The organism is Streptomyces sp. NPDC005752, from assembly GCF_040630715.1.
Classification (GTDB): domain Bacteria; phylum Actinomycetota; class Actinomycetes; order Streptomycetales; family Streptomycetaceae; genus Streptomyces.
In genome coordinates this window covers 1-26,734 of sequence record NZ_JBEXYB010000034.1, presented here as the reverse complement: position 1 = coordinate 26,734, position 26,734 = coordinate 1, and the positions used below count along the sequence as shown (strand labels likewise).

The following is a 26,734-nucleotide window of genomic DNA, read 5'->3' as shown; positions in this document are numbered from 1 at the left end:
CCCACCACGATCAGGTGTTACGAGGCCCCGTTCCATCCACCGCGACGCGTCCCACAGCATCCGTCGGGAGTTTCCCCGCCACACCCCTTCCGTTCGCCGAGCCTGGCTACCTTCGCCTCGCCCGGTCCGGTACTGGAGAGGTACATCCATGCGCACCCCGATCCGCCACACCTCTGGACAGCAGTCCGCAGCCGTCCTGACGTCGGCCAGGCAGCGTCGGGAGGGGAGCCGGATCGGAAGCACGTCCGTGCGCTCCACGGAGCACGCCTTCCTCGAGTTGCAGTCACGTGTCGGCAACCAGGCTGCGGCTGCGGCGGGCCCGGGACCCCGCGAGAGGGAAGACGGCGGAGAACAACGACGCGTCCGCCGGAGCGAAGAAGAAGAACTATCGCGACCGGATCGCCGGACTCCTCGACAGGTTCAAGAAGAATCTCGAGCCCATCGACACCTTCGTCAAGGGTTTCCAGACCCCCACCAACGCGGCCTTCACCCAGCAGGCCGCGGTCGCGGCCAACGAGGGCCTCAAGCAATCCGCCGCCGCGTCGGGGACCTCCGCCGCGTCGGGGAACCTCCTGACGGAGGCCGCCGGCACCGTGGTCAGTGGCATGGACGCGTACAAGAACATGAAGGACGCCAAGAAGTACGAGTCCGGGGCCGGCCACCACACGGCGAAGAAGAAGGCCAGGAGCAAGGGGGCCGACACGGTCGTCGGCAGCGCCGGTTCGGGGAGTTACAGCGCCGCCATCGCCAAGGAAGTGACCAAGATCCAGAAGGCGGCAGACGCAGCGGTGGCGTCCGAGGCGAGCGGTATCGCCAGCGCTTCCATCGGCGCGGTGAAGGGCATACGGTCCGTCTTCCGCGTCGGGGGAGCGGCCCGCAAGTACAAGCAGGTCAAGAATCTGGGAGACCCTCACCTCGTCCACGCGGGGTCACTGGCCCGGCTGAACGAGTCGCGGGAGCACGCCGACTGGGCCGCGGCGGAGGCCTACGTCGCGCTGGACGCCTATTGGAACCATGAGGGCCAGGGACGGCTGGAGCTCATCTCCGAGGCCGTCGACGCCGCCTGGGAGGCGATGGGTGAAGCCCGTGACGCCGCCGAGAGCCTGCGGCGGGCCGAAAGGGATGTGGAAATGCTGAGCACGGTGCAGGGCTACGCGAAGAAGAAGCAGCTCGCCAAGATGGGCAAGGAGACGGTCGGCGGCGGGGGCGAGTCCACCAAGGCCGCGGCCGGCGTCGTGACGGCGGTCGCGGCGGGAACCGTCGGGCTGGCGAGCAACCCGGTCGGATGGGGCCTCGCCGGGGCCGGGGCCGGCCTCGTCCTCGGCGTCACCATGTACAAGGCGCTCAGGGCCGCCACGAAGCGCTACGAAGAGGTCCACCATCCCGAGCGCTGGGCGCCGGAGGGCGAGACCCCGGCGGAGGCCGCGTCCCGCAAGGAGTCGCTGAAGCATGCCCTGAAGTTCTGGAAGAAGGTGTCGAAGGGCGAACGTCAGGCCATGGCGCGCGAGATCTACGCCTTGGCGGCGGGTCCCGACATCTCCGGGAGCGGCAGCACGACGGCCGAGATGAGGGAGTCCGCCAGAGCCCTGCTCATCGCTCTCAAATCCGGCCCCGCCAAGCACAAGCTGGAGCCGGGCGCGTGGGCCGAGACGCTCAACGACCCGGCGAGGAGCACCGAATGGGTCAAGGAGATAGCGGAGCAGCTGGCCTCGGGATGACCTTGAGGCCGCCATCCCTGTGGCGCGGCCCTACGGTCCCTCGACACCACCGCCTGGAGACCCCGGTGCCGGCACAGGGTGGTCAACTGGCCAAGCAGGAGGTTGCACTCGCCGCCGCGCAAATGCGCCCCTCAGCGGGCAGCGGCCGGATACAGCCCCGTTCGGCACAGACGTCGGCCGGACGGTGTGCCGAGTCGCACCCCAGGCGTTCATGACCCGATCGGGTCGGCCCCGGCGCGCCGCACAGCCGTCGGAGTTGTGTTCCGCGCCCTCGGCGCTCTCCACGCCCTGGTTCGCGCCACCGGAGCGGCCTCGGAAGGAACAGGGCCCGACCCCAGGACCGTCGCGGAACGCCGAAAGGCCGAGGACGATCCGACATCTGTGGCGGGTGCCGCTCGGGAGCCCGCCACTCCCCCACGGCGCCCGGGACACTCCCTGCGAGCGATCGAGTGGCGGACCTGCCCGTCGGACGGGGTGGGTCACCGCCGCCGGGGACGTGCGAAAGCAAAGGCGAGAGGCCATCCGGTCCGTGCCCGTCCCGCGCCCTCACAACCTGTGCCCGGAGCGCCTGCCGGGCGCCCTCCCCCGGTCAAGTCCCGAACACATGGCGACGTTGCGTGACACCCAACTCCCCGGTGTGTCAACTCTATTGACACTTACCTTTCACAGGTTTTACGTTCCGTGGCACGTGAGAGCGCTCTCAGGTGCTCTCTGCCCCCACGTGACGAGGTGCTGCCCATGCAAGCCTCCCTCTCCAGACCCGCAGCGGCGACGATCCTGGCCATCGCCCTGGCCGCCGTGGGTCTGGGCCCTGCCGCACCCCCGGCGGCAGCCGCCACCATCCCAGCAGGCTCCGGCAGCTACACGGACAGCCGCCCCGCCGGAACCTCAGGTCCCACCACCAACACCGGCGCCCCCGTCACGCCCAAGGTCACGGCGTCGGCGAAGAACAAGCCGGTCCCCACCAACGACTGGTGGTCCTCCCTCGCCTACCAGCGCTACGGTGACAACCCCTACTCCACCCCCATGTACGGGCACCCGCTGACCTACCAGGCGACCTCCGGAGGACTGGAGGTCGGCTACCCGACCACGCCCGCGGTCGTCGGAGGGGGCCGCCAGTACGAATACGCCCACAAGGCCGATCTCACCGTGGGCCTCAGCGGGCTGAACTCGCCGGACACGAAGGCCGACGACTGGTCCGACTGGACGGTCACCCCCTACTGGTCGGACGGCACGCGCACCCTGCGCACGACCATCGGGCACGGCATGCCTTTCGTGTACGCGAAGGGCTCCGGCGGTGATGCCCGGATCACCACGGCCGGCACTCCCACCATCTTCGCGGACAACGGCAACGTCCTCGGCATCACGGTCGCGGGCCACCACTACGCACTGTTCGCCCCGACCGGGAGCGACTGGAACGTCTCCGGCACGACGATCACCGCCGGGCTCGGCGGCAAGGACTACTTCTCGCTCGCCGTGCTGCCGTCCACGGACGCGCTCGCGACCTACCGGAAGTACGCCTTCAGCTTCGTCACCGGATCCAAGGTGGCCTGGGAGTCCACCGGCGGCACGGTCAAGGCGACCTACAGCCTGACCACGGAGGCCAAGGAGGGCACCGAACGCGGCACGCTCCAGGCGCTGTACCGCCACCAGTGGCTGCACACCTCCGACGCGCTCACGCCGTACACGTACGTCTCCCCGCGCGGGACCATGAAGGTCCGGGAGTCCGCCTCCTTCACCACCAGCCAGAAGAACCAGGGCGTCCTGCCCGCGCTGCCCGCGTCCAGCGGGGTCGACAAGGCGCGGCTGACCGGTTACCTGAACGAGGTGGCGAACGCCTCCGACCCGTTCTCCGGGGCGAGTGACACGTACTGGACCGGCAAGGCGCTCGGCCGTCTCGCCCAACTGGTCCCCGTCGCCGACCAGATCGGCCAGACGGGGATCCGGGACAAGCTGCTCGGCCTGATGAAGGGCCGACTCCAGGAGTGGTTCACGGCGGGCGGGGCCAGCGAGTTCAGCTACGACAAGGACTGGAAGACGCTGACGGGCTACCCGGCCTCGTACGGCAGTGACACCGAGCTCAACGACCACCACTTCCACTACAGTTACTACGTGTACGCGGCGGCGATCGTCGCCCAGTACGACCAGGCGTGGGCCGCCGAGTCCGCCTGGGGCACCATGGTCAAGACCCTGGTCCGCGACGCCGCCAACCCGAGCCGCACGGACACCGCGTACCCGTTCCTGCGCGGCTTCGACGTGTACGCTGGCCACAGCTGGGCCTCCGGCCACCAGGGCTTCGCGGCGGGCAACAACCAGGAGTCCTCCTCGGAGTCCATCAACCTCAGTGCGGGCCTCGTCCTGTGGGGCGCGGCAACGGGTGACACCGGGCTGCGCGACCTCGGCAGCTACCTGCTGACCACCGAGTCGGAGGCGATCACGCAGTACTGGTTCGACGCCGATCAGCAGGTCTTCCCGAGCTCCTTCGGCCACGACACGGTCGGCATGGTGTGGGGCAGCGGCGGCGCGTACTCCACCTGGTGGACCGCGAACCCCGAGGAGATCCACGGCATCAACGTCCTCCCGGTCACGGGCGGTTCGTTGCACCTGGCCCGCGAAAAGGCCGCCATCAAGCGCAACATCGCCGAGATGGAGCGGGAGAACGGCGGTCCGGCCGTCGAGTGGCGGGACCTTCTGTGGCAGTTCGAGTCGTTGGCCGACCCTGCGGCAGCGAAGGCCAAGTGGGACGCGGGCAACGCGGGTTACACCCCGGAGCAGGGTGAGTCCAAGGCGCACACGTATCACTGGATCACCACGCTGAACAGCCTGGGCGCCCCCGACATGACGGTCAGCGGGAACGTCCCGACCTCCGCCGTCTTCACCAAGAACGGCGTACGGACGTACAGCGCCCACAACCACGGCTCCACCGCCCGCACCGTCACCTTCTCCGACGGCGCGACGCTCTCCGTACCCGCCCGCTCGACGGCCACCGGCACGGGTACCGGTGGCGGTGACCCGGACCCGGAGGAGCCGGGTCCGTCCACGGGCAACACCTTCCGGCTGAAGTCCGGCGGCACCCTCACCACCGCCACGGACGGCGCGGCCGGAGCCGACACGCTGGCCTCGGCCGACGGCGTCAACCGGGACGGTACGCCGTACAAGCCGACGGTCTACGAGATCAAGAAGGTCGACGGGACGCTCGCGGCGGGCGCGTCGACCGCCTTCCGTCTGCGGGTCGACGCGGGTACCAAGGTGGGGCTCGCCCCGCAGGTACGGATCAGTTACGACCTCACCGGCGACGGGACGGTCGACCGCTCCGAGACCTTCCGCTACTTCGCGACCGACCCGGTCACGGGCTGGGAGGAATACACCCAGGCCGTGGGCGCCTCGGCGGTGACCGGAAGCCTGGGCAATCTCAAGGGCGGCACGATCCGCCTGGAGGTCTGGAACGCGCTGGGCAGCGGAACCTCCCAGGTGCAGACCGGCACGGACGCGGCGGTCGTGAAGATCCCGTACGTCTAGACGCCTCGGTGTACGGCGGGTCCCGGGCCTCTCCGCCCGGGACCCGCCGTATCTGCCATGGATGACCCTGGTCCGCATCTGTCATGACCCTGGCGGAATGCGCGATCCGCCTCCACAATCGAGTGGGAGCGCTCCCACATCCCGGGAGTGCCCCGCTGGTCCACGATGCCCCGCTCTCCACGCCCCGCGTCCGTCGACGAAAGGCCCTCCCGGTGAATCCCTCACCACCCTCCGCTCGGCCCGTGCGCCTTCGCCCCCGGCACGGGCGACGCGTGTCCCGGATCTCTGCCGCCGCATTGCTGTTCGCGGCGGCGCTGGCGGCACACGGCACGGCCGGTGCGCTGGAAGCCGAACCCGGCCCCGAGCAGATCTCCAACGGTGACTTCGCCGCCGGCACCGCACCCTGGTGGTGGACGGACAACGCGCCGTCGGCGGTGTCGGACGGCCGGCTGTGCGCCGAGGTGCCCGCCGGTACGTCCAACGCCTGGGACGTCATCATCGGCCAGAACGACGTCCCGATCGTCGCGGGCGAGAGCTACGAGCTGTCCTACACGGCCAGTTCGGCCGTACCACTGACCGTCCAGACGCGGGTCCAGGAGGCGGTCGACCCGTACACGACGGTGCTCGCCACCGCGGACCCGGTGGGTACGGAGGTCACGCAGGTGACACGTACGTTCACGGCCTCGGTGGACCTGCCGGCCGCGTCGGTGCAGTTGCAGATCGGCGGCGGTGAGCGGGCGACGGTCTTCTGCCTTGACGACGTGTCGCTGCGGGGCGGGGCCGAACCCCCCGTGTACGTACCGGACACCGGTTCGCCCGTCCGCGTCAACCAGGTCGGCTATCTGCCCCACGGCCCCAAGGGCGGCACCGTGGTGACCGATGCCGACGCGCCGCTGACGTGGACGGTGAAGGCCGCCGACGGCTCGACGGCCGCCACCGGGGCGACCGTGCCGCAGGGCGAGGACCCCAGCTCACGTCAGCGGGTCCACACCTTCGATTTCGGTGGCTTCACCACGGTGGGCGACGGGTACACCGTGGAGGTCGACGGCGAGGCGAGCGAACCGTTCTCGATCCGCGGAGACCTGTACGACGGGCTGCGCTCCGACGCGCTGGCGTACTTCTACCACAACCGCAGCGGCACCCCGATCGAGGCGGACCTCGTCGGTGAGGAGTACGCGCGCCCGGCCGGCCACATCGGTGTCGCGCCCAACAAGGGCGACAGGGACGTCCCCTGCCAGCCTGGGGTCTGTGACTACCGGCTGGATGTGTCGGGCGGCTGGTACGACGCAGGCGACCACGGCAAGTACGTGGTCAACGGCGGAATCTCGGTGGCCCAGCTGATGTCCACGTACGAGCGCACCCTGACCGCTGCGGACGCCGAGGCGGCAGAGCTCGGTGACGGTGAGCTGCGGGTGCCCGAACGCGGCAACGGGGTGCCGGACATCCTGGACGAGGCGCGCTGGGAGATGGACTTCCTGATGAGGATGCAGGTCCCGGCCGGCGAGACGCTCGCGGGGATGGCGCATCACAAGATGCACGACGCCGAATGGACCGGGCTGCCGATGAAGCCCCATCTCGACCCTCAGCAACGCGAGTTGCATCCCCCGTCGACGGCAGCCACGCTGAACCTCGCAGCCTCGGCCGCCCAGTGTGCCCGGCTGTACGCCCCCTTCGACGAAGACTTCTCCGACCGCTGCCTGCGGGCCGCAGAGACCGCCTGGGCCGCGGCGAAGCAGCACCCGGACGTGCTCGCCGATCCGGGCGACGGCACCGGCGGCGGCGCGTACAGCGACGACGACGTCTCGGACGAGTTCTACTGGGCGGCCGCCGAGCTGTTCACCACGACGGGCAAGGACACCTACCGCCAGGCGGTGCTGTCCTCCGCCCTGCACGGTGACACGGACGCGGTCTTCCCGGCGGGCGGCGGCATCTCGTGGGGGTCCACCGGCGGGCTGGGTGTGCTGACGCTGGCCACCGTGCCGAACGGTCTGACAGCGGCGCAGCTCGGTGAGGTGCGCTCCGTCCTCACCACGGCCGCCGACCGCTACGCCGCACAGTCCCGCACGCAGGCGTACGGGCTCCCGTACGCCCCCTCGGGCGAGGACTACGTCTGGGGATCCAACAGCCAGGTCCTGAACAACATGATCGTGCTGGCGACGGCGCACGACCTGACCGACGAAGCCGCGTACCAGGACGCAGTGCTGAGCGGCGCCGACTATCTCCTCGGACGCAACCCCCTCAACCAGTCGTACGTCACCGGCTACGGCGAGCGCGACTCCCACAACCAGCACCACCGCTTCTGGGCGCATCAGAACGATGCCGCTCTGCCGAACCCCGCACCTGGTGCGGTGGCGGGCGGGCCCAACCTCACCGCGATCGCCTCCGGAGATCCGGTCGCGGCGGAGAAACTGAGCGGATGCGCTCCGGCCATGTGCTACATCGACGACATCGGCTCCTGGGCCACCAACGAGATCACCATCAACTGGAACGCGCCGCTGGCCTTCATCGCCTCGTACCTGGACGACGCGGGCGAGGGCGGGCAGCCCGGCCCGGCCCGCACGTGCGAGGTCGCCTACTCCTCACACCCGTGGAACAGCGGCTCGACAGTAACGGTCCGCGTCGAGAACACCGGCTCGGAGCCGGTCTCGCCGTGGGCACTGACCTGGATGCTGTCCGGCGACCAGCGACTGAGCCACACCTGGAGCGCCGAGTTCGAACAGCACGGTCGCACGGTCAGCGCCAGGCCGCTGTCGTGGAACAGGACCCTGGCACCGGGGGCAGCGGTCGACTTCGGCTTCAATACGTCGGCTGCGGGCCCGGCACCTGATCCGCGGTCGTTCAAACTGAACGGCCGTGCCTGCGAACCGAACTGATTCGGGCACAGATGGCGTGTGGTGTGCGAGGCCGGGGCGCGGTGGACCTTCGCGGAACGCCGCTCCCGAGCCGGCACCGGCGGCGGTGAATATGTTCCGAGCGGGCGACGAGCCCCGGCCCGGACCGCCGCCGGTACTGCCGTAGGTGGCCTCGCCGCATCAGTCCTGCCAGATGCGCCGTGTTCGGCGATGCTCTCGACGGGGACACCACCGCTAAACGGATTGATCGGGAGCCGGAAAGCACGTTGGCTGGGCCGCATGACTGAACTGCGTACCGATCGTCTCGCCCTTCGTCGATGGCGCGACTCCGACCTCGGGCCGTGGGCGGCGATGAACGCCGATCCCAGGGTCCGGGAGCACTTGGGTGACGTGCTTACCCGTGAGGAGAGCGATGCCTCCGTGGCCGGGTTCCAGGACGAGTTCGACCGGCGAGGCTACGGGTGGTGGGCGGTCGAGGTCCAGGCCACACGCGAGTTCATCGGCTTCGCGGGGTTGGACCAGGTGGATGACGGCATGCCGTTCACAGGCGTGGAGATCGGCTGGAGGCTCGCCCGCTCGGCCTGGGGCCGGGGCTACGCCACCGAGGCCGCGCTGACGGTCATGGCCCACGGCTTCGACAACCTTGAGCTCCCCGAGATCCTCGCTGTGACCACAGCCGCCAACCATCGATCGCAGGCGGTGATGCGCCGCATCGGCATGACCCGGGACCCGGCGGACGACTTCGACGACCCCACCGCACCGGAAGGGCCGCTGCGCCCGAGCGTGCTGTACCGCAGTGCCCGCGGCGCGAGGATCTGAGGTTCCCCACCCTTTCGCTCGCAGGATGCGGATCCGAGGGGGCCACGGGCGCAGCGGATGTCCTCCCTCACCGATGGCGACGTGACGGCGGAGAGACCGTCCAGCTCCCAATGGGCGAAAAGGGGCGGGCCGGGTTCTTCTGCTGAGCGGCCCGCCTTCGGTCCTGGCTCTCACGCGGTCCCGCTCGGCCGGCAGGCCGAGGAGGAGCCCTGCGGACGCCCGAGTGGGCTGGAGCGACGTCCACACCCTGGGACGTGCGCCCCCGAGCGGGGGTCCCCGGCGTCGGCGGTCAACCGACCGTCGATCGTCCGGGCCTATGCCGCGGATGCCTGGAAGGTGTGCGTGGGTGCGTCCGCCCGATGGCCCGCTTGTCCAGGTTTAACTATGTTGATTACGGTTACTGGTGCGGCGATGTCAGAAGAGCGGGCAGATGCCGGGTGGCGTGGCCGTCCCGTTCAGGGATCGGTACGTCCGGTCCCGACGCCGATGTGCCGCCCCATGTCCGTAGCCCGCCGACGCTTCGCACTCACACCCCACGACGAAGGGGAAAGAAAGTGACCGACACCTCGCACGAGCCGACCACCAGTGACTCCGGCGCCCCCGTCGAGAGCGACGAACATTCGCTCACCGTCGGTCCTGGCGGTCCGATCCTGCTGCAGGACTCCTACCTGATCGAGCAGATGGCTCAGTTCAACCGGGAGCGCATCCCCGAGCGTCAGCCCCATGCCAAGGGCAGCGGCGCCTTCGGGCATTTCGAGGTGACGGGAGATGTCAGCGGCTACACCAAGGCCGCCCTCTTCCAGCCCGGCACCACGACCGACCTGGTCATCCGTTTCTCCACAGTCGCCGGTGAGCGGGGCAGCCCGGACACCTGGCGTGACCCGCGCGGCTTCGCGGTGAAGTTCTACACCAGCGAAGGCAACTACGACATGGTGGGCAACAACACCCCCGTGTTCTTCGTGAAGGACCCGATGAAGTTCCAGCACTTCATCCGGTCCCAGAAGCGTCGTGCGGACAACAACCTCCGCGACCACGACATGCAGTGGGACTTCTGGACGCTCTCACCCGAGTCCGCCCACCAGGTCACCTGGCTGATGGGGGATCGCGGCATCCCGCGCACGTGGCGCCACATGAACGGCTATACCTCCCACACGTATATGTGGATCAATGCGCAGGGCGAGCGCTTCTGGGTGAAGTACCACTTCAAGACCGACCAGGGCGTCGAGACGTTCACCCAGGACGAGGCCGATCAGATGGCCTCCGCGGACACGGATTACCACATGCGTGATCTGTTCGAGCACATTCGCGACGGCGAGTTCCCGAGCTGGACCCTGTACGTCCAGGTCATGCCGTACGAGGACGCGGTCGACTACCGGTTCAACCCGTTCGACCTGACCAAGGTGTGGCCGCACGGCGATTACCCGCTGGTCGAGGTGGGGCGGATGACCCTGGACCGCAACCCCACCGACAACCATGCCGAGATCGAACAGGCGGCATTCCAGCCGAACAACCTGGTACCGGGCATCGGCCCGAGCCCGGACCGGATGCTGCTGGCGCGGCTGTTCTCGTACGCGGACGCGCACCGCTACCGCATCGGGGCCAATTACCAGCAGTTGCCTGTCAACTCCCCCGTCGCACCGGTGCGCACCTATTCCAAGGACGGGGCGATGGCGTACCGGAAGACCACCGATCCCGTGTACGCCCCGAACTCGAAGGGGGGCCCGGCCGCCGACACCGACCGCTACGGGAACCCGCCGAGCTGGCACACCGACGGCGACATCACCCGCGCGGCCTACGTCTCCCACGCGGAGGACGACGACTGGGGCCAGGCAGGCACCATGGTGCGCAAGGTCCTCGACGACGCGGGGCGGGACCGGCTGGTGGACAACGTCGTCGGCCACCTGCTCAACGGTGTCACCGAACCGGTACTGCGGCGGGCTTTCGAGTACTGGTCGAACGTCGACAAGACGATCGGCGAGCGCATCGAGAAGGGGGTGCGCGCCAAGGCCGGCGAGAAGGACCCCAAGGCTGCACAGCAGGCCAATCCCGCGCGCCGGTCGATGCAGAGCAAGGCCTGATCTCCCGGCGTACGCTCTCTCCCCCGCCGCGCCCCCGGCCGATGCCGGGGGCGCGGCGCATGCGTGCTCGTCCCCCTCCCCCACGGCGCCGCGTCCGCTCGCACTCCCGGCCTCCGCCCCGGGTCTCGCGCCGCGTGTGCCTGTGGGCCGCGGTTCTCGACGGGCGAGGCTCCTCCCGTACGGCAGGGCATGGGTGGCTCAGCGGGGAGTGATACTGGAACTGCGCGTACGAGGGGCAGCCTCGCGCCGGTAGTGGCATCACGGTGTCGACAAGACCGAGGGGAGCCGTTCATGACTGCGGCGAAAGACCTGTTCATCATCGCTGTGGACCCGGATCGTTCCGTGGGGCAGGGTGACCTGTCGCTCGCACTCGCGGGAGCCGAACTGATCGATCTCATCTCCTCGGCACACGCCGTCACCCTGGACGGCGACCTGATCGTCCCGGGCCGGCAGTCGGCGCCGGATGATCGCCTGTTGGCCGAGGCGTGGTCGGCTCTTGCCGGTCAGGCTCCGTACGAGCGGGTCGAGGACTGGCTGTGGCGGCGCGGGCACGATCTCTCCGCGGCGTACCAGGCGGCTCTCGAAGAAGAGGGTCTCCTCCATCAGCAGCGGCGCGGCCGATCGACGTTGGGAGCCGAACGCGTGGAACCGGTCGATTCGCCCGCTCGCCGCCAGGCGTTGAGCCGCTGGGCGGACAACGAGCCCGTTCTCGCCGCGCTCGCTTCTGCCGTGGGGATCCGGAGCGAACGGTCCGAGGACGAGCCGGACCTTGATGACGAAGCTGTCACCACCGTGCTCGTGGCCGTCAACGACGCGGTGATGGAGTTGGAGGCGGAACGTCAGAAGCGGGCCATCGAGAACACGGCGTTCGCCAACCTCTGGCGCGGCCCGTAGCGGACTCGCGTGTGCGACGGCCCGGCCTTTCGAGCACATAGGCGCGGGGCACGTGCCGCACGTTCCGTCCTCGTGACCGACCGGCGTCGTCGTTCACCTCCGCGGCCCCGCCCTGTCCCGCGCAAGGCTGGACCGAACGGCGGCGGAGCGAACAGGGTCGGTGAGCTTGGGCTCGTCTAACGGGTTCCGCAACCTTCCGGTGTGTTGCCGGGCCTCGCTATGAGGTTCAGGGCGTCGGCGGTGCTGGGAAGCGCCGGTATCAGCGCACCGACCCCCGTGACGTCGAGCAGCCTCGTGAGGTGGGGTGGCGCGGCGGCCAAGGACAGGGATCCGTGTCGGTCCTTGGCATACCGCAGGATGCTGATCATCGTGTTGAGTCCGGAGGAGTCACAGAACTCCACGGGCGCCATGTCGAGGACCAGGTGTGGGCTGCCCTGCCTGATGAGTTCCAGTGCCCTGGTCCGCAAGGCGGGCGCGCTGTCGACGTCGATCTCGCCTGCGACGGTGAGGACGGCGGTCGCATCCATCGGCTGCCGGACGGTGAGGGTGAGGCTCGGGCTTTGCGTCATGGGGTTCAGTGCTCCAGGCCGGGGAGCGGCAGCCGCCCTGCCGGGGGCGCGGTGACCGCTGGGTGATCACGCTTCGGATATCGACTGCGGAACCTTACCCCGCGACAACTATTTCTATAGGGAAACATATCAGGGGGGCGCCGCTCACAGGAACCGTGGCCGACGGAGGTACGATGTCCGGGGCCACGCGCGTGTCCCGGAGATTGCCTGGCCTTCCATACGAGCGCATCAGTGCCCGGCTCGCTTGCTCGGTCCGATGGCCAGACGGACGAGTGAGCCAATGCCGGATCGGAGTGTCATCGAAATGGGCCTGCCCCCCGAACCCGACCACCGGCGCCGGGATGCGGCGCGTGAGGGTTCCGAGTTCGTGGAACTCCTGGAAGTCCTCTGGGAACACGGACGTGAGGCCGTGCCCACAGGCCCCGTATCCCCCTCCCAGCTCCGCGTGCTGTACACGCTGGACCGGGAGGAAGGCATCAACCTGCGCATGCTCGCCGACGCCCTGGGATCGGCCTCTCCCTCGGTCAGCAGGCTGTGCGACCGGCTTCAGGCCACCGGATTCGTGGAACGCGCCCCCAGTCCGGTGAGTCGACGGGAGCTGGAGCTCCGGCTGACCAGCCACGGCAAGGCGTACCTCGTCGACCTGCGTATGCGCCGCGAAGAGGTGCTGATGTCCACGATCGACGCCATGCCCGCCAAGGCACGCCGCTCACTCCTCGACGGACTCCGGGCCTTCCGAAACGCGTCCGCGTCCTCCGGGAAGGACAGCGGCGGAGCGAGACCCTTGCGGTCAACCGGGTAGCGGCCGGTCGACCGCCCGCAGGCGAGGTCAGGCAGACGGGTCGCCCGTGGAAGACTGCCGGCCGAACCAGTCCAGGCAGATCACCAGGGCATCGTCGTCCAACGGGGTTGCACCTCGGTGGTCGCGCAGGTCCCGGAGTACTGCCAGCGGGACCTGCTCGGACGGCAGGAAGCGGTGCGCGGACAGTGATCGCGCGATGGCACGGTCCCCGTAGCGTTCCCCGGCCGCCGACGCACTGTCGTAGACACCGTCGCTGCCGATCAGCAGTCGGTCGCCGGGCTCGACGCGCAGACGCTCAGTGACGTATTCCGTTTCTTCGAACATGCCCAGCGGGAGCTGCGCGTCGAAGTCGAGTGGCTCGACATTGCGCCCCCTCAGCCGCCACATCCGCGGGGATCCCGCGTCCACGGCCTCCACCTCCCCCGTCGCCAGATCGAAGCGGAGGAGCAGGACCGCCGCGTGCAGGGCGCCGCGGTGCTGGGCGAAGACGGCCTGGTCGGCGAGGCTGGCCTGACCTGCGAGATCGAGGCCGGCACGCCGGGCGTTGCGCAAGGCGCTGACGACGAGATTTGTCAGGAGGGCCGCCTCCATCCCCGTACCCATGCCGTTGGTGACGGTGAGGGTGAGGTGATGGGCCGAGACCGACCAGTCGAAGTTGTCGCCGAAGATCGCGTACGCGGGCTCCAGATGGGCGCCCAGCCTGAATTCGGGGCGGGACACCGAGCGTCCCGGCAGCAACTGCCACTGCATCTCGGCGGCGAGGGTCAGCCTCGTGGCTCGGCGGGCGAGGAGGTAGAGGTCGGTGTCCCGTTCGGCGACGAGGATCTCGTGACCGAGCGCTTCGCAGATCTGCTGCATCTCCGCCAGATCCTCCTGGGAGAAGCCGCCCTCCGCCCCGGTGACGGTGAGAACCCCGAGCCGGTCACCCCGCACGGTCACCGGCAGATGCGTGTTCTGCGGGCCCGGTCCGGTCCGGGGGGTCCGGGGCTCCACATAAGGCTCCTGGGCCCCGAAGGCCCGGCCCTGCGGGCTGTCATGAACGTGCACCGGCTCGGCAAGGGGCGCCTCGGACACCACCTGGAGTGTGGTCATGCCGTAGTCGGCAAGCCGCAGCTCCACGCTCTGCACGGCGAAATGCTCCCGCAGAGCCACCGCGATGACATCGAGGAGCAGATGGGGAGCGGCCTTACGCAGCTCTCGCTCGACCGCAGCGTATCTGTCCACGTGATCCTGCTTCTCATCATGCTGCGCCGGAACCCGGACCGTCCTCGGGCCCGGGCCGGCCTCCAGCGTACGGGGCCTGTACCCGATCCAGCATGGCGCGCCCGGAAGGATCGCACCGGTGGCGGGCGCTGATCATTCTACGATGTCCAGAGACAACTGTTTCCTCGCAGCAAGAAAAAGTGCGTCATCGTGCATGGGCTCGTGGGGGCGGGGCAGGGGCTCGTCAGCAAGAGCGCTCAGGACCAGGGAGGGTGGCAACACATGAATACTCAACAGACCGGCGAAGCGGCAGTGATTGACGGACTGCAGGCTGCGGAGGTTTCACCGGAGCGCATAGGTGAGCTGCCTTGGATCGAGGACGCGGGCAAGGTGGCCCCCCAGAACGCCCGGGCCCTGTCGACGCTGTTCTTCGAGCGGCTGCAGGTCCTGGAGGAGGGCACGCACGAGTACCAGTACGCGCGCAACACCCTCATCGAGATGAACATCTCCCTCGTCCGGTTCGCCGCGCGCCGCTTCCGTAACCGGGGCAGCGGGGACATGGAGGACATCACCCAGGTAGGAACCATCGGCCTGATCAAGGCCATCGACCGGTTCGAGCTTTCGCGCGAGGTCGAGTTCGCCACCTTCGCCGTCCCTTACATCGTCGGTGAGATCAAGCGCTTCTTCCGTGACACCACCTGGGCCGTGCACGTACCCCGGCGGCTGCAGGAACTCCGCGTGGAACTGGCCAAGGCCAAGGACGAGCTCGCCACCCGGCTGGACCGTGATCCGACGGTGAAGGAACTGGCCGCGTACTTGGACCGCACCGAGGACGAGATCATCGAGGGCATCATCGCCTCCAACGGCTACACTGCCGGCTCCCTCGACCTGCCGACCGACACCGGTGAGACGACGGGCACGGCGTCCCGCACCTTCGCCGACGTCCTGGGCGAGCCGGACTCCGCCATGGAGACGGTGGAGAACCTGCACGCCCTTGCTCCGCTCCTCGAAGAGCTCGACGACCGCGAGCGCCGCATCATCGAGATGCGTTTCGGCCAGGAGATGACGCAGGCCCAGATCGGGGCCGCACTCGACGTCTCCCAGATGCATGTCTCCCGCCTCCTGACGCGTACCCTCGGCAAGCTCCGCGCCGGCATGCTGGCCTGATCCGTCCCCGGCCGCTCTGTTCGGCGGTGCTCTGCGACGCAGGGTCGCTTCCGGCGCCCGGCCATGCACGACGAGAAGTACACGGGGTCGCTTCGGCCGCCCCTGAGCCTCGCTGGACTACCCGGTCCGGGCTCGAATCACGCCTGTTGTTCCGAGCCTTCGGGTGCGGGCCGGGACACAGGGAAGGACCCACATCCCGTACGTGGTCCCCCGTGCTCCGGAGTCCGGTTCTTGTCCGTCGCGCGTCTCGTGGCTCGGAGTGGCCCGGCGCCTCGGCAGTCTCATCGACCGTTCCGGGCGCAACGGCGCGTAGAGCCGAACCGTCAGTCCGTGCTTTCTCTCACGAATACGGAAGCTGGAGCCACCCGCTCGAAGCCGCGCTGCCTCCTGCCTTCCAGCACAGGCATGCGCCGCCGCCTCTGTCTCCTGTTCCGCAGCGCCTTCGGCGGCAAAGCGTCATCGAGAGCGCCAGCGACTTGTCCCGCCTCCCCGCCGCCTGTGCCTGTGCCGGCCTCCCAGGCGCCGTACGGGCGGCCGCCCCGCGCTGATGCCCTTCGGCAACAGCGGCTCCAGCGCCGCCCCCTGCTCGTCCGTGCGATCTCGCCGACCCATGAACCGTGACCTTTCACCGCCCAAGATCCACTTTCGCTGCACGGCCTGGCGGGACGCCGAGCGATTGTGTTGGATCCTGGCATGAGTCACGTCGCCAACGTCATGATCTCCGTCGAGCCGGATGATCGACCGGCTGCCGAAGAACTGAGCCAGTGGTTGCAGACGTCTGCCCTGCGGCGAGGCTTCGGTCCCGGTGCTGTGGGCTGGGTCGGCTCGCTCAACGAGACCACCGCCAACGACACGCGTTGGGGCGGCGGCAAGTACCCGGAATGCGACGTCTATGCCGGAGCGCTCAACCACGCCGACCTGGCCGGCCTGGTGGCGCATGTTGAGCGCATGGTCTGGACGCACCCCGAGTTCGTCCAGCTGTTCGTGATGGACCAGGAGCAGGTCTACTTCCGTGTGTGGATGTTCCACGGCACGAAGCTGCGGCAGATCGCGCCCGAAGGCCGAGAAGAAGAGGTCTGGCCGAACGGGTGACGTTCCTGACATGCCAGTCCGCCGATCAACGTCAGATCCAGCATCCAGTCGATACGGCAACGCGGATTCAGATCCAGCATCCAGTCGATACGGCAACGCGGGTTTCGACAGCGAGATGCGGAACCTGCAACAGAGAGCGGCCACGTCGCGGAAGCTGAGCCAGAACCGCTCGAGACCTACACAGGCAGGTGATCTCGTACGGCATCGGCAGCTGACCGGACGCCATGCGCCTTGTCCGTGACGGTGGCGCCAACCGCATGTCCGGCCTTGCGGGCACTGCGGGCGCCCGCCGTGGCCGCAGCACGCGAGCGGTAGGCCAGCGAGGGCTTGCCGTGGGTGTCCGCGGCCGCGATCAGGAGACCGCCGAGCAGCGAGAGGTTCTTGGTGAACAGGACGCGCTGACGAGCGCGTTCCTCAGTGTCCTCGACATTCCACCAGGCGTGCCCGGCCAGTGTCGTAGGAACGAGCGAGACAGCCAGCGCGAGAGCGGACGCTCGCGGGAAGCGGCCGACCGCGAGGAGTGCGCCGGCTCCGATCTGGACTGCGCTGTTGATCTGGACCAGGCGTGTCGTGTCGTTCGGCAACTGCGGGATGCGCCCCGCGATGGGCTGGGCCATCGGATCCGCCAGGGCCGCCACGGAGTGAGGGTCTCGGAGTGTGCGGAGCCCGCCAGAGATGAAGGCGGAGGCGAGCAAAGGGCGGGCGACTGTCCTCAGAATTGCCATGAACCGCGCATGCCCGGGTTCGGGCGGCTCACGCGTCCCGGTTGGCGCTCTGTGTCACAGCGCTCTGTGTCACAGCGGGGACAACCGCCGTACGCTGCCTCGGCCCTGGATGTTCCGGTGCGTTCCCTGCGACGGCGGTCGGCAGCCTTCGGCCAGCGGGCTCGGGACCCCGTCGGCCTGGACCTGAGTTGGTCCAGGTGTTCCCTGCCGTGCGATGCTGAACGGCACGTGCATGAAGGCGGTTGGCGAGAGAAAGCGCAGGGTGAGGGCAGTGCGGCGGCGGGGCGGGGCCATGTTGTGGGATCGGTTCGCGGCGTCCGATCCGGGGCTGCTGCGGCTCACGGCCGGACTGCGGACCGTCTCGGCGATCGCCGGCACCTTGGTGGTCCTGGTCCTGCTCGACACCGACGTGACCTATATGGTCGCCGGTGCGATGACAGCGATGACCGCCACCTTCGCGATCAAGGACACGCTCGTACGCGACCAGGCGATCACCCTCGCTCTGGGCCTGCCGGTAGCGCTCGCCGCGACGTCCCTGGCTGCGTTGCTGGCCTCCCAGGTCATCGTGGGAGACGCGTTCTTCGTCGCCCTCATCTTCGCCGCCGTCTACTGTCGGCGGTTCGGTGACCGAGGGACCGCGCTGGGTCTCATCGGCTTCCAGATCTACTTCCTCTCCCTGTTCGTCGGGGCCGCGACGAGTTCCCTGCCGGCCCTGTTTCTGGCCTTGGCCGTCGGGTTCGGCTGCAGCGCGGTGGTGCGGTTCGCCGTCGTTCCGGAAACTCCCCGACGCGTTCTGAACCGGTTGCGCGACGCCTTTCGGACGCGAGTCGCGCAACTCGTCTCCATGCAGATCGAACTGCTCGACGCAGGGCCGGAGGAGTTGGAGAAGGTCCTCGACGACATGCGGCGGCGTACCGCTCGGCTGCACGAGGCCGCCTTGATGATCCAGGGGCGCCTGGAGGAAGGGACGGAGGACGCGGACAAGGCGGCCTTGCTGCAACGACGGGTCGCGGATGCCGAGATCGCCACGGAACGGCTCGGCATGCTGCTGCTGAACGCCCGCAGCGCGGAGCGCGCGGACACCCTCACCCTTCATCTGCCGCACGCACCCGTGCCGCTCACCGGGGACTGGAGGCCGGCCGAGGACGACGCGACCATGGCCCTGCGCCGCGACCTCAAGGCTCTGCACCTCCTGGTCAGCAGAACGGCATCGAACGACGGGGGCATCGCAGTCGCCCACATCCGCAACAGGTTGCTCGGCTACCGCGACGAGGAGAAGCTTCCGTCCGCGCCCGCCGGCATCCAGGACGCCTTCCGCGGTATCGGCGAGGCCGCCCGATCCGTCCTGGGTCTGCGACTCGCGCTGGACGGGCCTCAGGACGAGTCCGACGACTCGCCGGCGACCACGCGTTCCCGTGAGGAGTTCGATGCCGAAGACATCGCACTCGCCTCGTCCGAAGAGTCCGGGGAGAGCGACCGCACGGGCTTGCAGCGTCCCACCACGAGAGCGGCCTTCCAGGTTTCGGTCGGCTCGGTCCTGGCCATCATCGGCGGCGAGCTCCTCTCCACCCAGCGCTGGTACTGGGCCGTTCTCACATGCTGGGTGGTCTTCCTGAACACCGCCTCGACCGGCGAGATTCTGGTCAAGGGATACCGTCGGCTCCTCGGCACCCTGCTCGGCGCCGTGGCCGGTGTCGCACTGGCGGGACTGGTCGGTGACCACACCTGGTTCGCGTTCGCGCTCGTGCTCGTCTTCATCTTCGCGATGTTCTTCACCGCACCGCTGTCGTACGCGGTCATGTCCTTCTTCGTCACGGCCATGCTGGGCCTGCTGTACACGCTGCTGAACTCGTACAGCTTCGACGTGCTGGTGCTGCGCATCGAGGAGACCGCGATCGGCGCCGCGTGCGGCATCATCGCCGCCGTGCTGGTGTTGCCGGTGCACACGGACCGCCGTACCGACGAACTGCTGTCAACTGTTCTCGACCGGCTCGGCGATGTCGCATCCGCATCGGTGGAGCAGCTCAGCGGCGGCCCTGCGTCCGACCTGCTCGGCAAGGCCCGCGGCTTGGACACGGCTCTGGACGAACTGCGCGATTCCACCGGCCCGCTGACCTATCCGATCACCCCGCTGCGGGGCCGACGGCAGACCGTCCGCTATCTGGTGGCGCTCCTGGAGACATGCGCCTACCATGCCCGAGCGCTCGCGGCGACCGCCGAACTCGTCCCGCACAGCAAGACGGTGGCGGCCGATCCACGCCTGCACCGGGCTGGGCAGCGGATCGCCCACAACATCGAGGTGCTCGCCGCCCACGTCGGGGACGAGGGGGCCGGCGGCAAGGTCCGGGCAGGTGCCAGCATCGCGTCGACGTTGCGGGGCGACGGATCCGGCGCGCCGCCCTCCGGGACGGTGACCTTCCGTGTGCTGCGTCATCTGCAGCGCCTCGACGAGGGCGTGGTCGGGCTCGCCCGCCCCCTGGACGTACCGGTCGTCGAGAGCACCGGGGCGAAAGCCATAGGTGGCTGACAGGCTTTGATATTGCCCGGTCACAGCGGCTTCGCCCGTGATGTGTGCCGGGCCGGTCCGAGATCCGCAGGTACCGGGCTCGGATATCGTGCGCCGATATCGACACTCGTTATGGAGAGGGCAGGGCATGAACAGGCCGGCTCGACAGTCCGGGCCGGGAGAACTGAAGCGCCACCTGGGTGTGTTCGACGCCGTGGTGATCGGGCTCGGGTCAATGATTGGCGCGGGCATCTTCGCCGCGCTGGCCCCGGCCGCCTCCGCAGGCGGCTCCGGGCTGCTGGTCGGGCTGGCGCTGGCGGCCGTGGTGGCGTACTGCAACGCCACTTCCTCCGCCCGGCTGGCGGCCCGCTACCCGCAGTCCGGCGGCACCTATGTCTACGGCCGCGAGCGCCTGGGCGAGTTCTGGGGCTACCTGGCAGGCTGGGGCTTCGTGGTCGGCAAGACCGCCTCGTGCGCGGCAATGGCCCTGACCGTGGGCTCCTACGTATGGCCCGCGCAGGCCCACGCCGTGGCGGTCGCCGCCGTGGTCGCGCTGACCGCGGTCAACTACGTCGGCGTGCAGAAGGCCGCCTGGCTGACCCGGGCAGTCGTAGCGGTCGTCCTGGCGGTGCTCGCCGCCGTGGTCACCGCCTGCCTGACCAGCTCGGCGGCCGACACCGGGCACTGGGCCGTCGGCACTGACGCAGGATGGCACGGCGTGCTCCAGGCGGGCGGGCTGCTGTTCTTTGCCTTCGCCGGCTACGCGCGCATCGCAACCCTCGGCGAGGAGGTCCGCGACCCGGCCCGCACCATCCCCCGCGCCATCTCGGTGGCCCTCGGCATCACCCTGGTCGTCTATACCGTCGTCGCGCTCGCCGTCCTCGCGATGCTCAGCCCTGACGCCCTGGCCGGCACCTCTACGCCGCTGGCCGACGCGGTCCGCGCGGCGGGTGTGCCCGGCCTGGTCCCGGTGGTGCGCGTCGGTGCGTCCGTCGCGGCGATCGGTTCGTTGCTCGCGCTGATCCTCGGCGTCTCGCGCACCACCCTGGCGATGGCCCGCGACCGCCATCTTCCGCACGTCCTGGCCGCCGTCCACCCGGGCTCCCAGGTACCGCACCGCGCCGAAATCGCCGTCGGCGCCGTCGTCGCCGTCCTGGCGGCCTTCGCGGACGTGCGCGGGGCGATCGGCTTCTCCTCCTTCGGCGTACTCGCCTACTACGCCGTCGCCAACGCCGCCGCCTGGAATCTCACCCCCGCGGAGGGCCGCCCGCCCCGCATCGTGCCGGTCCTCGGCACGGCCGGCTGCCTCGTCCTGGCCTTCGCCCTCCCGGCCACCTCGGTACTGTGGGGCACCGTGGTGATCGCGCTGGGCGCCGCCGTCTACGGCGCGCGCCGGATGCTCCCCCGTAGCTGAGCGGCGTCACGGCAGGCGCTGGGTCCGCGTGTGATCAGTTGCGGTACAGGATGCAGAAAAGGGCATGCATGCTCGCCACCTGCCCCGGCCGACCCCGGCGACATCGACCAAGCCGAGCTCGCCCCGCTGCATCGAAGGCGCGGCTGCGGACCTGCCCGAGCAGGCGGAACCCGTATCGGGTCATCCCTCGCGGCTGGAACACCGACAGCGCGGCCGCCGTGAGCAGTACCAGCAGGGCGGCGGCCGCATCCGTGATCCGCTGGATGGGCATCGCCCTCAACTCGCGGCCGACGGCGCCGCACGGAGGCCGCGTCCGCGAGCGGTGCGACCGGCTGCATGTGGACCAGCAGCAAATCGTTCGTGGGTGCACCGCGCCGGTCAGCAGGCAGGCGGCGCTGAACGGGACGAGCACATTACAGCCCACCACGTCCATGACCAGGTAGGCGCCCCGCACCGGGTGGGGCGAGCTGCTGGCCAGGGCCGGCGAGCGAGAGAAACGCCGCCACCGCCCAGCCGGCCGGTCGAGGAGGTGACGTGGAGCGAGAGCCTGCACGACCGGCGCCGACTTCACAACCGGGACCACACGAAGATCCGCAGCCTCGTGAGCACCCCATGGCGATCCTCAATGATGCCCGCGCCAGATGGTCACCGCACCGTAGGGCGGATCACGTGCAGGCAGGGAGTAACGCTGAGGGAGGGCACAACCGGTCGGCCAGCAGTGGAGATTTCGCGGACTTGATTATCTATTAGGCTCACGTCACAAAGGAAAGATGTCCACAGGGGGTTGGGAGTGCCCCTCCTGCTATAGCCGGTCGCACCAACGCGACCACGCCAGCTAGTTCCCTGCCCGTCCCTGACGACCCGGAGTCTGAGCGGATGTCTCACTCGCTGACACCCCATAACAAGGGGAATCTGCCAGCCCTAAGCGCACCGCCGCTGATCCGCCTCGACGCATACGTCGCCGAGGACGGGTCGACAGTGGTCAACGGGCACCTGCTGGTGATGGGTGGCATGCGCCCAGCCCACGAGGCAATTCTCGACGCCGTAGCCATGTTCGCCCGCGCCCTGGGGGCTCCGGTGGCGGCAACCGTCATCGACCGCAGTGCGCGGCAGATCGCGCGGCTCCGGGTGTACCCAGACGGTTCGAGCCGAACCATCGCCGAGGATGAGGACCTGCCACCAGGGCGCGAGCGAACCATCGCGGAGGAAGAAGCCTTCCCTCCGCTCGCCCGCGTCGAGCGGATCATCCAGCACGCGCAACGCGAGGAACTGCACGCAGCGTTTGTCCTCGCCGGTGCACTACGGGAGCACCTTACGCTCCGCCGGGGTGCGGAGGACGAGCTGTCACTGGAGGCCAGAGCGATCGAGGCGTACATCGCCTATCTTCGCGGCGACTATGTGATCTCCACCGCTCTCGCGCTGACGGTCGCGCGCATCCGTTGTGGCATCGATCTGCATCGGGCCGCCCCAGAGGTGGTCCGCGCCACTGCTGCGTGGCAACGGCTTGAGGACGAGGGGCAGATAGCAACCCGAGGGAAAGAACTGCTGCACATGTGGGAGCGGTTGTCCATGGAGGGCCTGCTGCGAGAACCGTCCCATCACGCCATGGCGCAGGCTGTCCGGAGACGGATTGAACGGGGCGGACAGAACGCAGAAGGACCGCCCCCGGCTCTCGAGCCGGCGTTGACTGCGGTTCAGGTCGTGGTCCCGCCTGAGGACAAGCCCCTCAAGCCCACCCGAAAGGGGATACGGCGCTTCACCAGGCGGCCGGGTCGAGCGGACGCCTGAGAAGTGCTGCCGTCGCTGGGCCTGAACGGCGTGTTCACCCGGGCACTCCAGCGGATCCAGGCCCGCGCCGACGCGCCCGACGACATTGGCCGGATGGTCCAGATCGCCATCGGCCGCGCCCACCATCACGCCGCCGTCACCCGCCGAAGGGGGCCTGAAGAGCTCCCGCGCCGTTGTCACCGTCCAACGACCCGGCGGACCTTCCCCGTCAGAGCACCAGCGATCCGGATGAGCCCATTCCATTCGCAGAGCCAGCCGATCCAAATGGCGGAATCAGCGTTGCTGGCGTGCCCGGAACCGTGCACCCAACCTCCCAGCGCACCCACGACACACGAGGCCAGCCAGCCCGCTGCACACCGACAAGCCCAATTTCGGCGTTAAAGCGGCTTGTCTCAGCTCGTTGATGACGCTTTCGTATCTAAACGAGCGCCGCCCGTTCGGCGGTGGTGCGCTGACATCAGGGGTGGGATCGGCGTTGAAGAATGCGTCAGGAAGAGGCAGCAGGCTGACGACGGTGCTGCTGGCGGGCACGCTGGCCGGATCGGCGCTGACGACGGTCACCGGCACCGCGTCTGCAGCCCCTGGGGCCGCCGCCCCGAACAACGCCGCAGCGGCCGTGGTGCCGTCGGGTCCGGGCGTGGAACTGTCTGCCGCGTCATTCACCCAGATGACGGTGGACGGCGTCAGCCAGCGCGTGTGGATCGCTGGCGACCGAGTCTATCCGGACGGGTCGCGGGACGGCGAGCTGATCGGCGTGCTCTACGGGGGCGCAGGGCCCGCCGTCGCAAGCGCCCACATGGCCGCCCCCCTGTCCGGCGTCGCGGTGGAGCCGGACGGCTCAAAAGTCTACGCCGGGCAATCGGACCACATCGCGAACTACTCCCACTACAGCGGGGCCTTGCACCTCGTCGACCCGACTCCGGCGCCGGCCGACAGCTGTGGGCGGGAGTTGGTGCACACCGGCGGGCGGCTGTTCTTCACCAGCCGGCTGGCCGCATCGACCGGGGGCTGCGCCGATGCACCAGGCAGTGTCGGCGTGGCCGCGACGGCCGAAGGCGGCGAGGCCGAGGAGGTCATGTACTCGAGCGCCCCGGTCCATCTCGAAGGAGGGCCCGGAGGTCTGCTGGTGACCGCTCCAGAACGCTGGTCCCCGACTGCTGACCCTGACCTGGGGATCTACCGGGTGACGGACGGGGCGGACGGGAACCTGCTGGAGTTCCTGGGGGAACGCAGGTTTACCGAGGACGGCACCGGCCAAGGCATGGACTTCCGGGACGCCGACTTCTCCGCGGACGGCACTGTTCTCGCGGTGGCCGACGGGATCCGGGGGACCGTGCTGCTCGGCGGCCAGGACGCCCGCTTCCTCGAGAACCACTACGCGCCGCTGCCGGAGGGCGTGGCGCCCACGGCCGTCGCCTTCAGCCCCGACGGCAAGTGGTTCGCCCAGGGTGGCGCGGCTTCAGGCCATACAGCCGACCTGACTTTGGCGTTCGCCGACCCGTCAGTCGATCGGCAGCCGCTGCGCATCAGCTTCGAGGACGAGGCCGCGGGCCGGCGCGTCGTCCCGCGGGGCATGGAGTTCTCCGGGGACGGGCAACAGCTCTTCGTCGTGACCTCCGACCAGGAGGGCACGAGGTTCTGGCTGCACACGATTCAGACCCGGGAGGCCCTGGCACCGTCGCGCTTCGTGGACGTGACGCACGGCCCGGCCGTCGCCGGGAGGCAGTTCACGGTGACCGGACGACTGGACCTGGACGGACTGGCATCTACCGAGGCCCCGCGGATCACGGCGCAGCGGCTGAATGGCCTGGAGGTCGCTGACCTGCCGCCAGTCGCGGTGGCCGAGGACGGAACGTTCGTCCTGGAGGACGTTCTGCCGGACCGGGTCGGGAACGTCCAGTACGTGCTCGGCTATGCAGGTGACGAGGTCCACTACCTCTCGGAGCACTGGCTTGTGGTGGACACCGTCGAGGCGTCGAGCACGGTGACTCGCAGGGACCGGTAGCCGACGCGCGCGGTGGGCTTCATCGGCCGCCTGACGGGTCACCTCGAAGGTGACGGCCCCGGCGGGCGTCGAATTGCTCGACAGTTCCGGCGCCTCCGGGCCCGCTGCGAGGGACACGACGAAGTCCAGGGAGGGTCTTTACTGACGCCGGTTCTTCCGCAAGCTGACGGTTCTCACCGAATGCCGAGCGCGGACATCGCTCAGATCTCGGAACACGACCATGAGCGTGCCGTCTCGAGCCGTCGGCAGTAGGTGAGCCTGCAGGCGAGGGAGGCGAAGGCGCCGTGGAGTTCGGTGCGTCGTCGAGTGATCCCTTCCGAGAACGTTTACGCCGGTCGACCCGCAACGGACCGGCAATGGGACTGACACCTTCCACAAGTATCAGCACTCCCCCACCGTCATCTACGGGCACGTACGGGCCCTTTCCATCGTGACCGAACGCAGAGTTCGGGGCGACGACGGCTCGGACGAGTAGGGCGGCTCCTGCGGAAGCTCCGCTGCGGCACCACCCGGATCACCGGTTTCGGTGTCCACCGGCACACCCCCCTTTCGAGCACAGGATCAGGCGTACGGTGCGGCCGGGGGCCGCAGGCCGAGCCACTGCTCGGCCTCCCAGGCATGGAACCGCTCTACCTCGGTGAACCCCAGTTTTGCCGCGAGACGCATCGAGCCGACGTTGGCGGTCTAGGTGTGGAGCACCACGGGTTGACCGGGAAGGACACCGTCGAACCAGTCGAGTGCCGCCGCGCACGCCTCGGCGGCGTACCCGAATCCCCACGCCCGCGGGAGGAACAGGTAGCCGAGATCCACCTTCCCCTCGGCGGCCGGGCGACCGTGCTCCGGTGCTCTCCTGAGCAGGATCTCACCGATCATCGCCCCGTCGAGATCAACGACGAAACACCCGGGCCATTGTCCAGGTACCTCGGGCACCTCGCGCTCAAGTTCGTCACGCGGGCGGGGCCCACCGAGGTAGGTGTGCACCTCTGGCGATGCCAGCAGCTCGATGAACGTCGCACGGTCCCGGGCCCCGGACTCACGGAGCACGAGCCTCTCGGTCCTGATCGGGGCGGGCGGCCAGGTGACGGACTGCAGTTCAGTCATGGCGGGCAACCTATCGCGCGCCAGCAGACGCGCCTTCGCAACTCCCGGACAAAGCCGCCGATTCAGCGCCAGATATCGCTGAAGATGCGGCGACATGAAGCTCTGAAGGTCACACTCCGGGGCTCTCCCGGAGACTGGTCCGCGATCCGGTGCGGTGCGATGCCTGCTATCCGTCTCATACAACGGGCTGGAGGGTGCGTACGCCCCCGGCCGGAGCAATAGTCAAGAGTTGTGGGTGAGGCCGTCCGACTCGGCTGCGGTGATCTCGGCTGCTGCGAGCCGGGCTTCTTCACGCACCGCTGGGTCGGGGTGGTGGAGGAAGGGCTCGATCAGCGGCCGGGCCTGCGTGGCGTGGGTGGCGCCAAGGATGTAGAGGGAGTGTTCGAAGAGTTCGCGCTCCATCGTCGGCATGGCGGCGGTCAGTGGTTCAACGAGTTCCAGGGGCAGGCGATGGTGGTTGAACGCCTCGCTGATCGAGTTCA

The 26,734-nt window shown here is 69.0% G+C and carries 17 protein-coding genes and 2 pseudogenes; 13 read left to right on the top strand and 6 right to left on the bottom strand.

What is annotated here, in order from left to right:
• Positions 1 to 287: 287 nt before the first annotated feature.
• The 6 genes from ABZ441_RS25745 to ABZ441_RS25720 all read left to right on the top strand — a co-directional run bounded on the left by ABZ441_RS25745 (position 288) and on the right by ABZ441_RS25720 (position 11,880).
• A complete protein-coding gene (locus ABZ441_RS25745; protein WP_358978343.1) occupies positions 288 to 1,718 on the top strand; it encodes a hypothetical protein in 1,431 nt (476 codons plus the stop codon).
• Between the two features lie 738 nt (positions 1,719 to 2,456).
• Positions 2,457 to 5,237 (top strand): glycosyl hydrolase, encoded by a 2,781-nt coding sequence (locus tag ABZ441_RS25740; RefSeq protein ID WP_358978341.1) that lies wholly within the window; start codon positions 2,457 to 2,459, stop codon positions 5,235 to 5,237.
• A gap of 272 nt (positions 5,238 to 5,509) precedes the next feature.
• The gene (locus ABZ441_RS25735) at positions 5,510 to 8,110 is read left to right on the top strand and encodes a glycoside hydrolase family 9 protein (protein ID WP_358978339.1); all 2,601 of its coding nucleotides are present in this window, start codon (positions 5,510 to 5,512) and stop codon (positions 8,108 to 8,110) included.
• Positions 8,111 to 8,368: 258 nt separating this feature from the next.
• A complete protein-coding gene (locus tag ABZ441_RS25730) occupies positions 8,369 to 8,908 on the top strand; it encodes a GNAT family N-acetyltransferase (RefSeq protein WP_358978337.1) in 540 nt (179 codons plus the stop codon).
• Positions 8,909 to 9,462: 554 nt separating this feature from the next.
• The gene (locus tag ABZ441_RS25725) at positions 9,463 to 10,986 is read left to right on the top strand and encodes a catalase (protein WP_358978335.1); all 1,524 of its coding nucleotides are present in this window, start codon (positions 9,463 to 9,465) and stop codon (positions 10,984 to 10,986) included.
• 291 nt (positions 10,987 to 11,277) lie between these two features.
• The gene (locus ABZ441_RS25720) at positions 11,278 to 11,880 is read left to right on the top strand and encodes a GPP34 family phosphoprotein (protein ID WP_358978333.1); all 603 of its coding nucleotides are present in this window, start codon (positions 11,278 to 11,280) and stop codon (positions 11,878 to 11,880) included.
• Between the two features lie 176 nt (positions 11,881 to 12,056).
• Here the strand turns inward: ABZ441_RS25720 and ABZ441_RS25715 are convergent, their stop codons facing one another.
• Complete coding sequence (locus ABZ441_RS25715; protein ID WP_358978331.1) at positions 12,057 to 12,449, bottom strand: STAS domain-containing protein; 393 nt, start codon at positions 12,447 to 12,449, stop codon at positions 12,057 to 12,059.
• Positions 12,450 to 12,753: 304 nt separating this feature from the next.
• On the opposite strand from ABZ441_RS25715, the gene ABZ441_RS25710 reads away from it, so the two are divergent.
• Entirely contained in the window at positions 12,754 to 13,251 is a 498-nt protein-coding gene (locus ABZ441_RS25710) for a MarR family transcriptional regulator (protein WP_358978329.1), read from the top strand.
• A gap of 27 nt (positions 13,252 to 13,278) precedes the next feature.
• Here ABZ441_RS25710 and ABZ441_RS25705 read toward each other — a convergent pair whose 3' ends face one another.
• Positions 13,279 to 14,475 carry a PP2C family protein-serine/threonine phosphatase gene (locus ABZ441_RS25705; RefSeq protein ID WP_358978327.1) on the bottom strand — a complete coding sequence of 399 codons (1,197 nt, stop codon included), beginning with the start codon at positions 14,473 to 14,475 and terminating at the stop codon, positions 13,279 to 13,281.
• A 261-nt stretch (positions 14,476 to 14,736) separates the two neighbouring features.
• On the opposite strand from ABZ441_RS25705, the gene ABZ441_RS25700 reads away from it, so the two are divergent.
• Together ABZ441_RS25700 and ABZ441_RS25695 are read left to right on the top strand one after the other, a co-directional pair.
• The gene (locus ABZ441_RS25700) at positions 14,737 to 15,621 is read left to right on the top strand and encodes a SigB/SigF/SigG family RNA polymerase sigma factor (RefSeq protein WP_358978325.1); all 885 of its coding nucleotides are present in this window, start codon (positions 14,737 to 14,739) and stop codon (positions 15,619 to 15,621) included.
• A gap of 693 nt (positions 15,622 to 16,314) precedes the next feature.
• Entirely contained in the window at positions 16,315 to 16,713 is a 399-nt protein-coding gene (locus tag ABZ441_RS25695; RefSeq protein ID WP_358978323.1) for a squamosa promoter-binding protein 15, read from the top strand.
• A 176-nt stretch (positions 16,714 to 16,889) separates the two neighbouring features.
• Here the strand turns inward: ABZ441_RS25695 and ABZ441_RS25690 are convergent, their stop codons facing one another.
• Positions 16,890 to 17,438, bottom strand: coding sequence for a DoxX family protein (locus tag ABZ441_RS25690; protein WP_358978320.1), 549 nt, complete (start codon positions 17,436 to 17,438; stop codon positions 16,890 to 16,892).
• Positions 17,439 to 17,730: 292 nt separating this feature from the next.
• Here ABZ441_RS25690 and ABZ441_RS25685 point away from each other — a divergent pair, with 292 nt between their 5' ends.
• A complete protein-coding gene (locus tag ABZ441_RS25685; RefSeq protein ID WP_358978318.1) occupies positions 17,731 to 19,965 on the top strand; it encodes an FUSC family protein in 2,235 nt (744 codons plus the stop codon).
• 127 nt (positions 19,966 to 20,092) lie between these two features.
• A complete protein-coding gene (locus ABZ441_RS25680; protein ID WP_358978316.1) occupies positions 20,093 to 21,358 on the top strand; it encodes an APC family permease in 1,266 nt (421 codons plus the stop codon).
• 34 nt (positions 21,359 to 21,392) lie between these two features.
• Here the strand turns inward: ABZ441_RS25680 and ABZ441_RS25675 are convergent, their stop codons facing one another.
• Positions 21,393 to 21,629 (bottom strand): hypothetical protein, encoded by a 237-nt coding sequence (locus ABZ441_RS25675; protein ID WP_358978314.1) that lies wholly within the window; start codon positions 21,627 to 21,629, stop codon positions 21,393 to 21,395.
• Positions 21,630 to 22,234: 605 nt separating this feature from the next.
• Here ABZ441_RS25675 and ABZ441_RS25670 point away from each other — a divergent pair.
• The gene (locus ABZ441_RS25670; RefSeq protein WP_358978312.1) at positions 22,235 to 23,146 is read left to right on the top strand and encodes a hypothetical protein; all 912 of its coding nucleotides are present in this window, start codon (positions 22,235 to 22,237) and stop codon (positions 23,144 to 23,146) included.
• A 475-nt stretch (positions 23,147 to 23,621) separates the two neighbouring features.
• Complete coding sequence (locus ABZ441_RS25665) at positions 23,622 to 25,151, top strand: hypothetical protein (RefSeq protein WP_358978310.1); 1,530 nt, start codon at positions 23,622 to 23,624, stop codon at positions 25,149 to 25,151.
• A 561-nt stretch (positions 25,152 to 25,712) separates the two neighbouring features.
• Here the strand turns inward: ABZ441_RS25665 and ABZ441_RS25660 are convergent.
• Positions 25,713 to 26,252: pseudogene (locus ABZ441_RS25660) on the bottom strand (GNAT family N-acetyltransferase).
• Between the two features lie 222 nt (positions 26,253 to 26,474).
• Positions 26,475 to 26,734: pseudogene (locus tag ABZ441_RS25655) on the bottom strand (hypothetical protein); the annotation flags it as partial.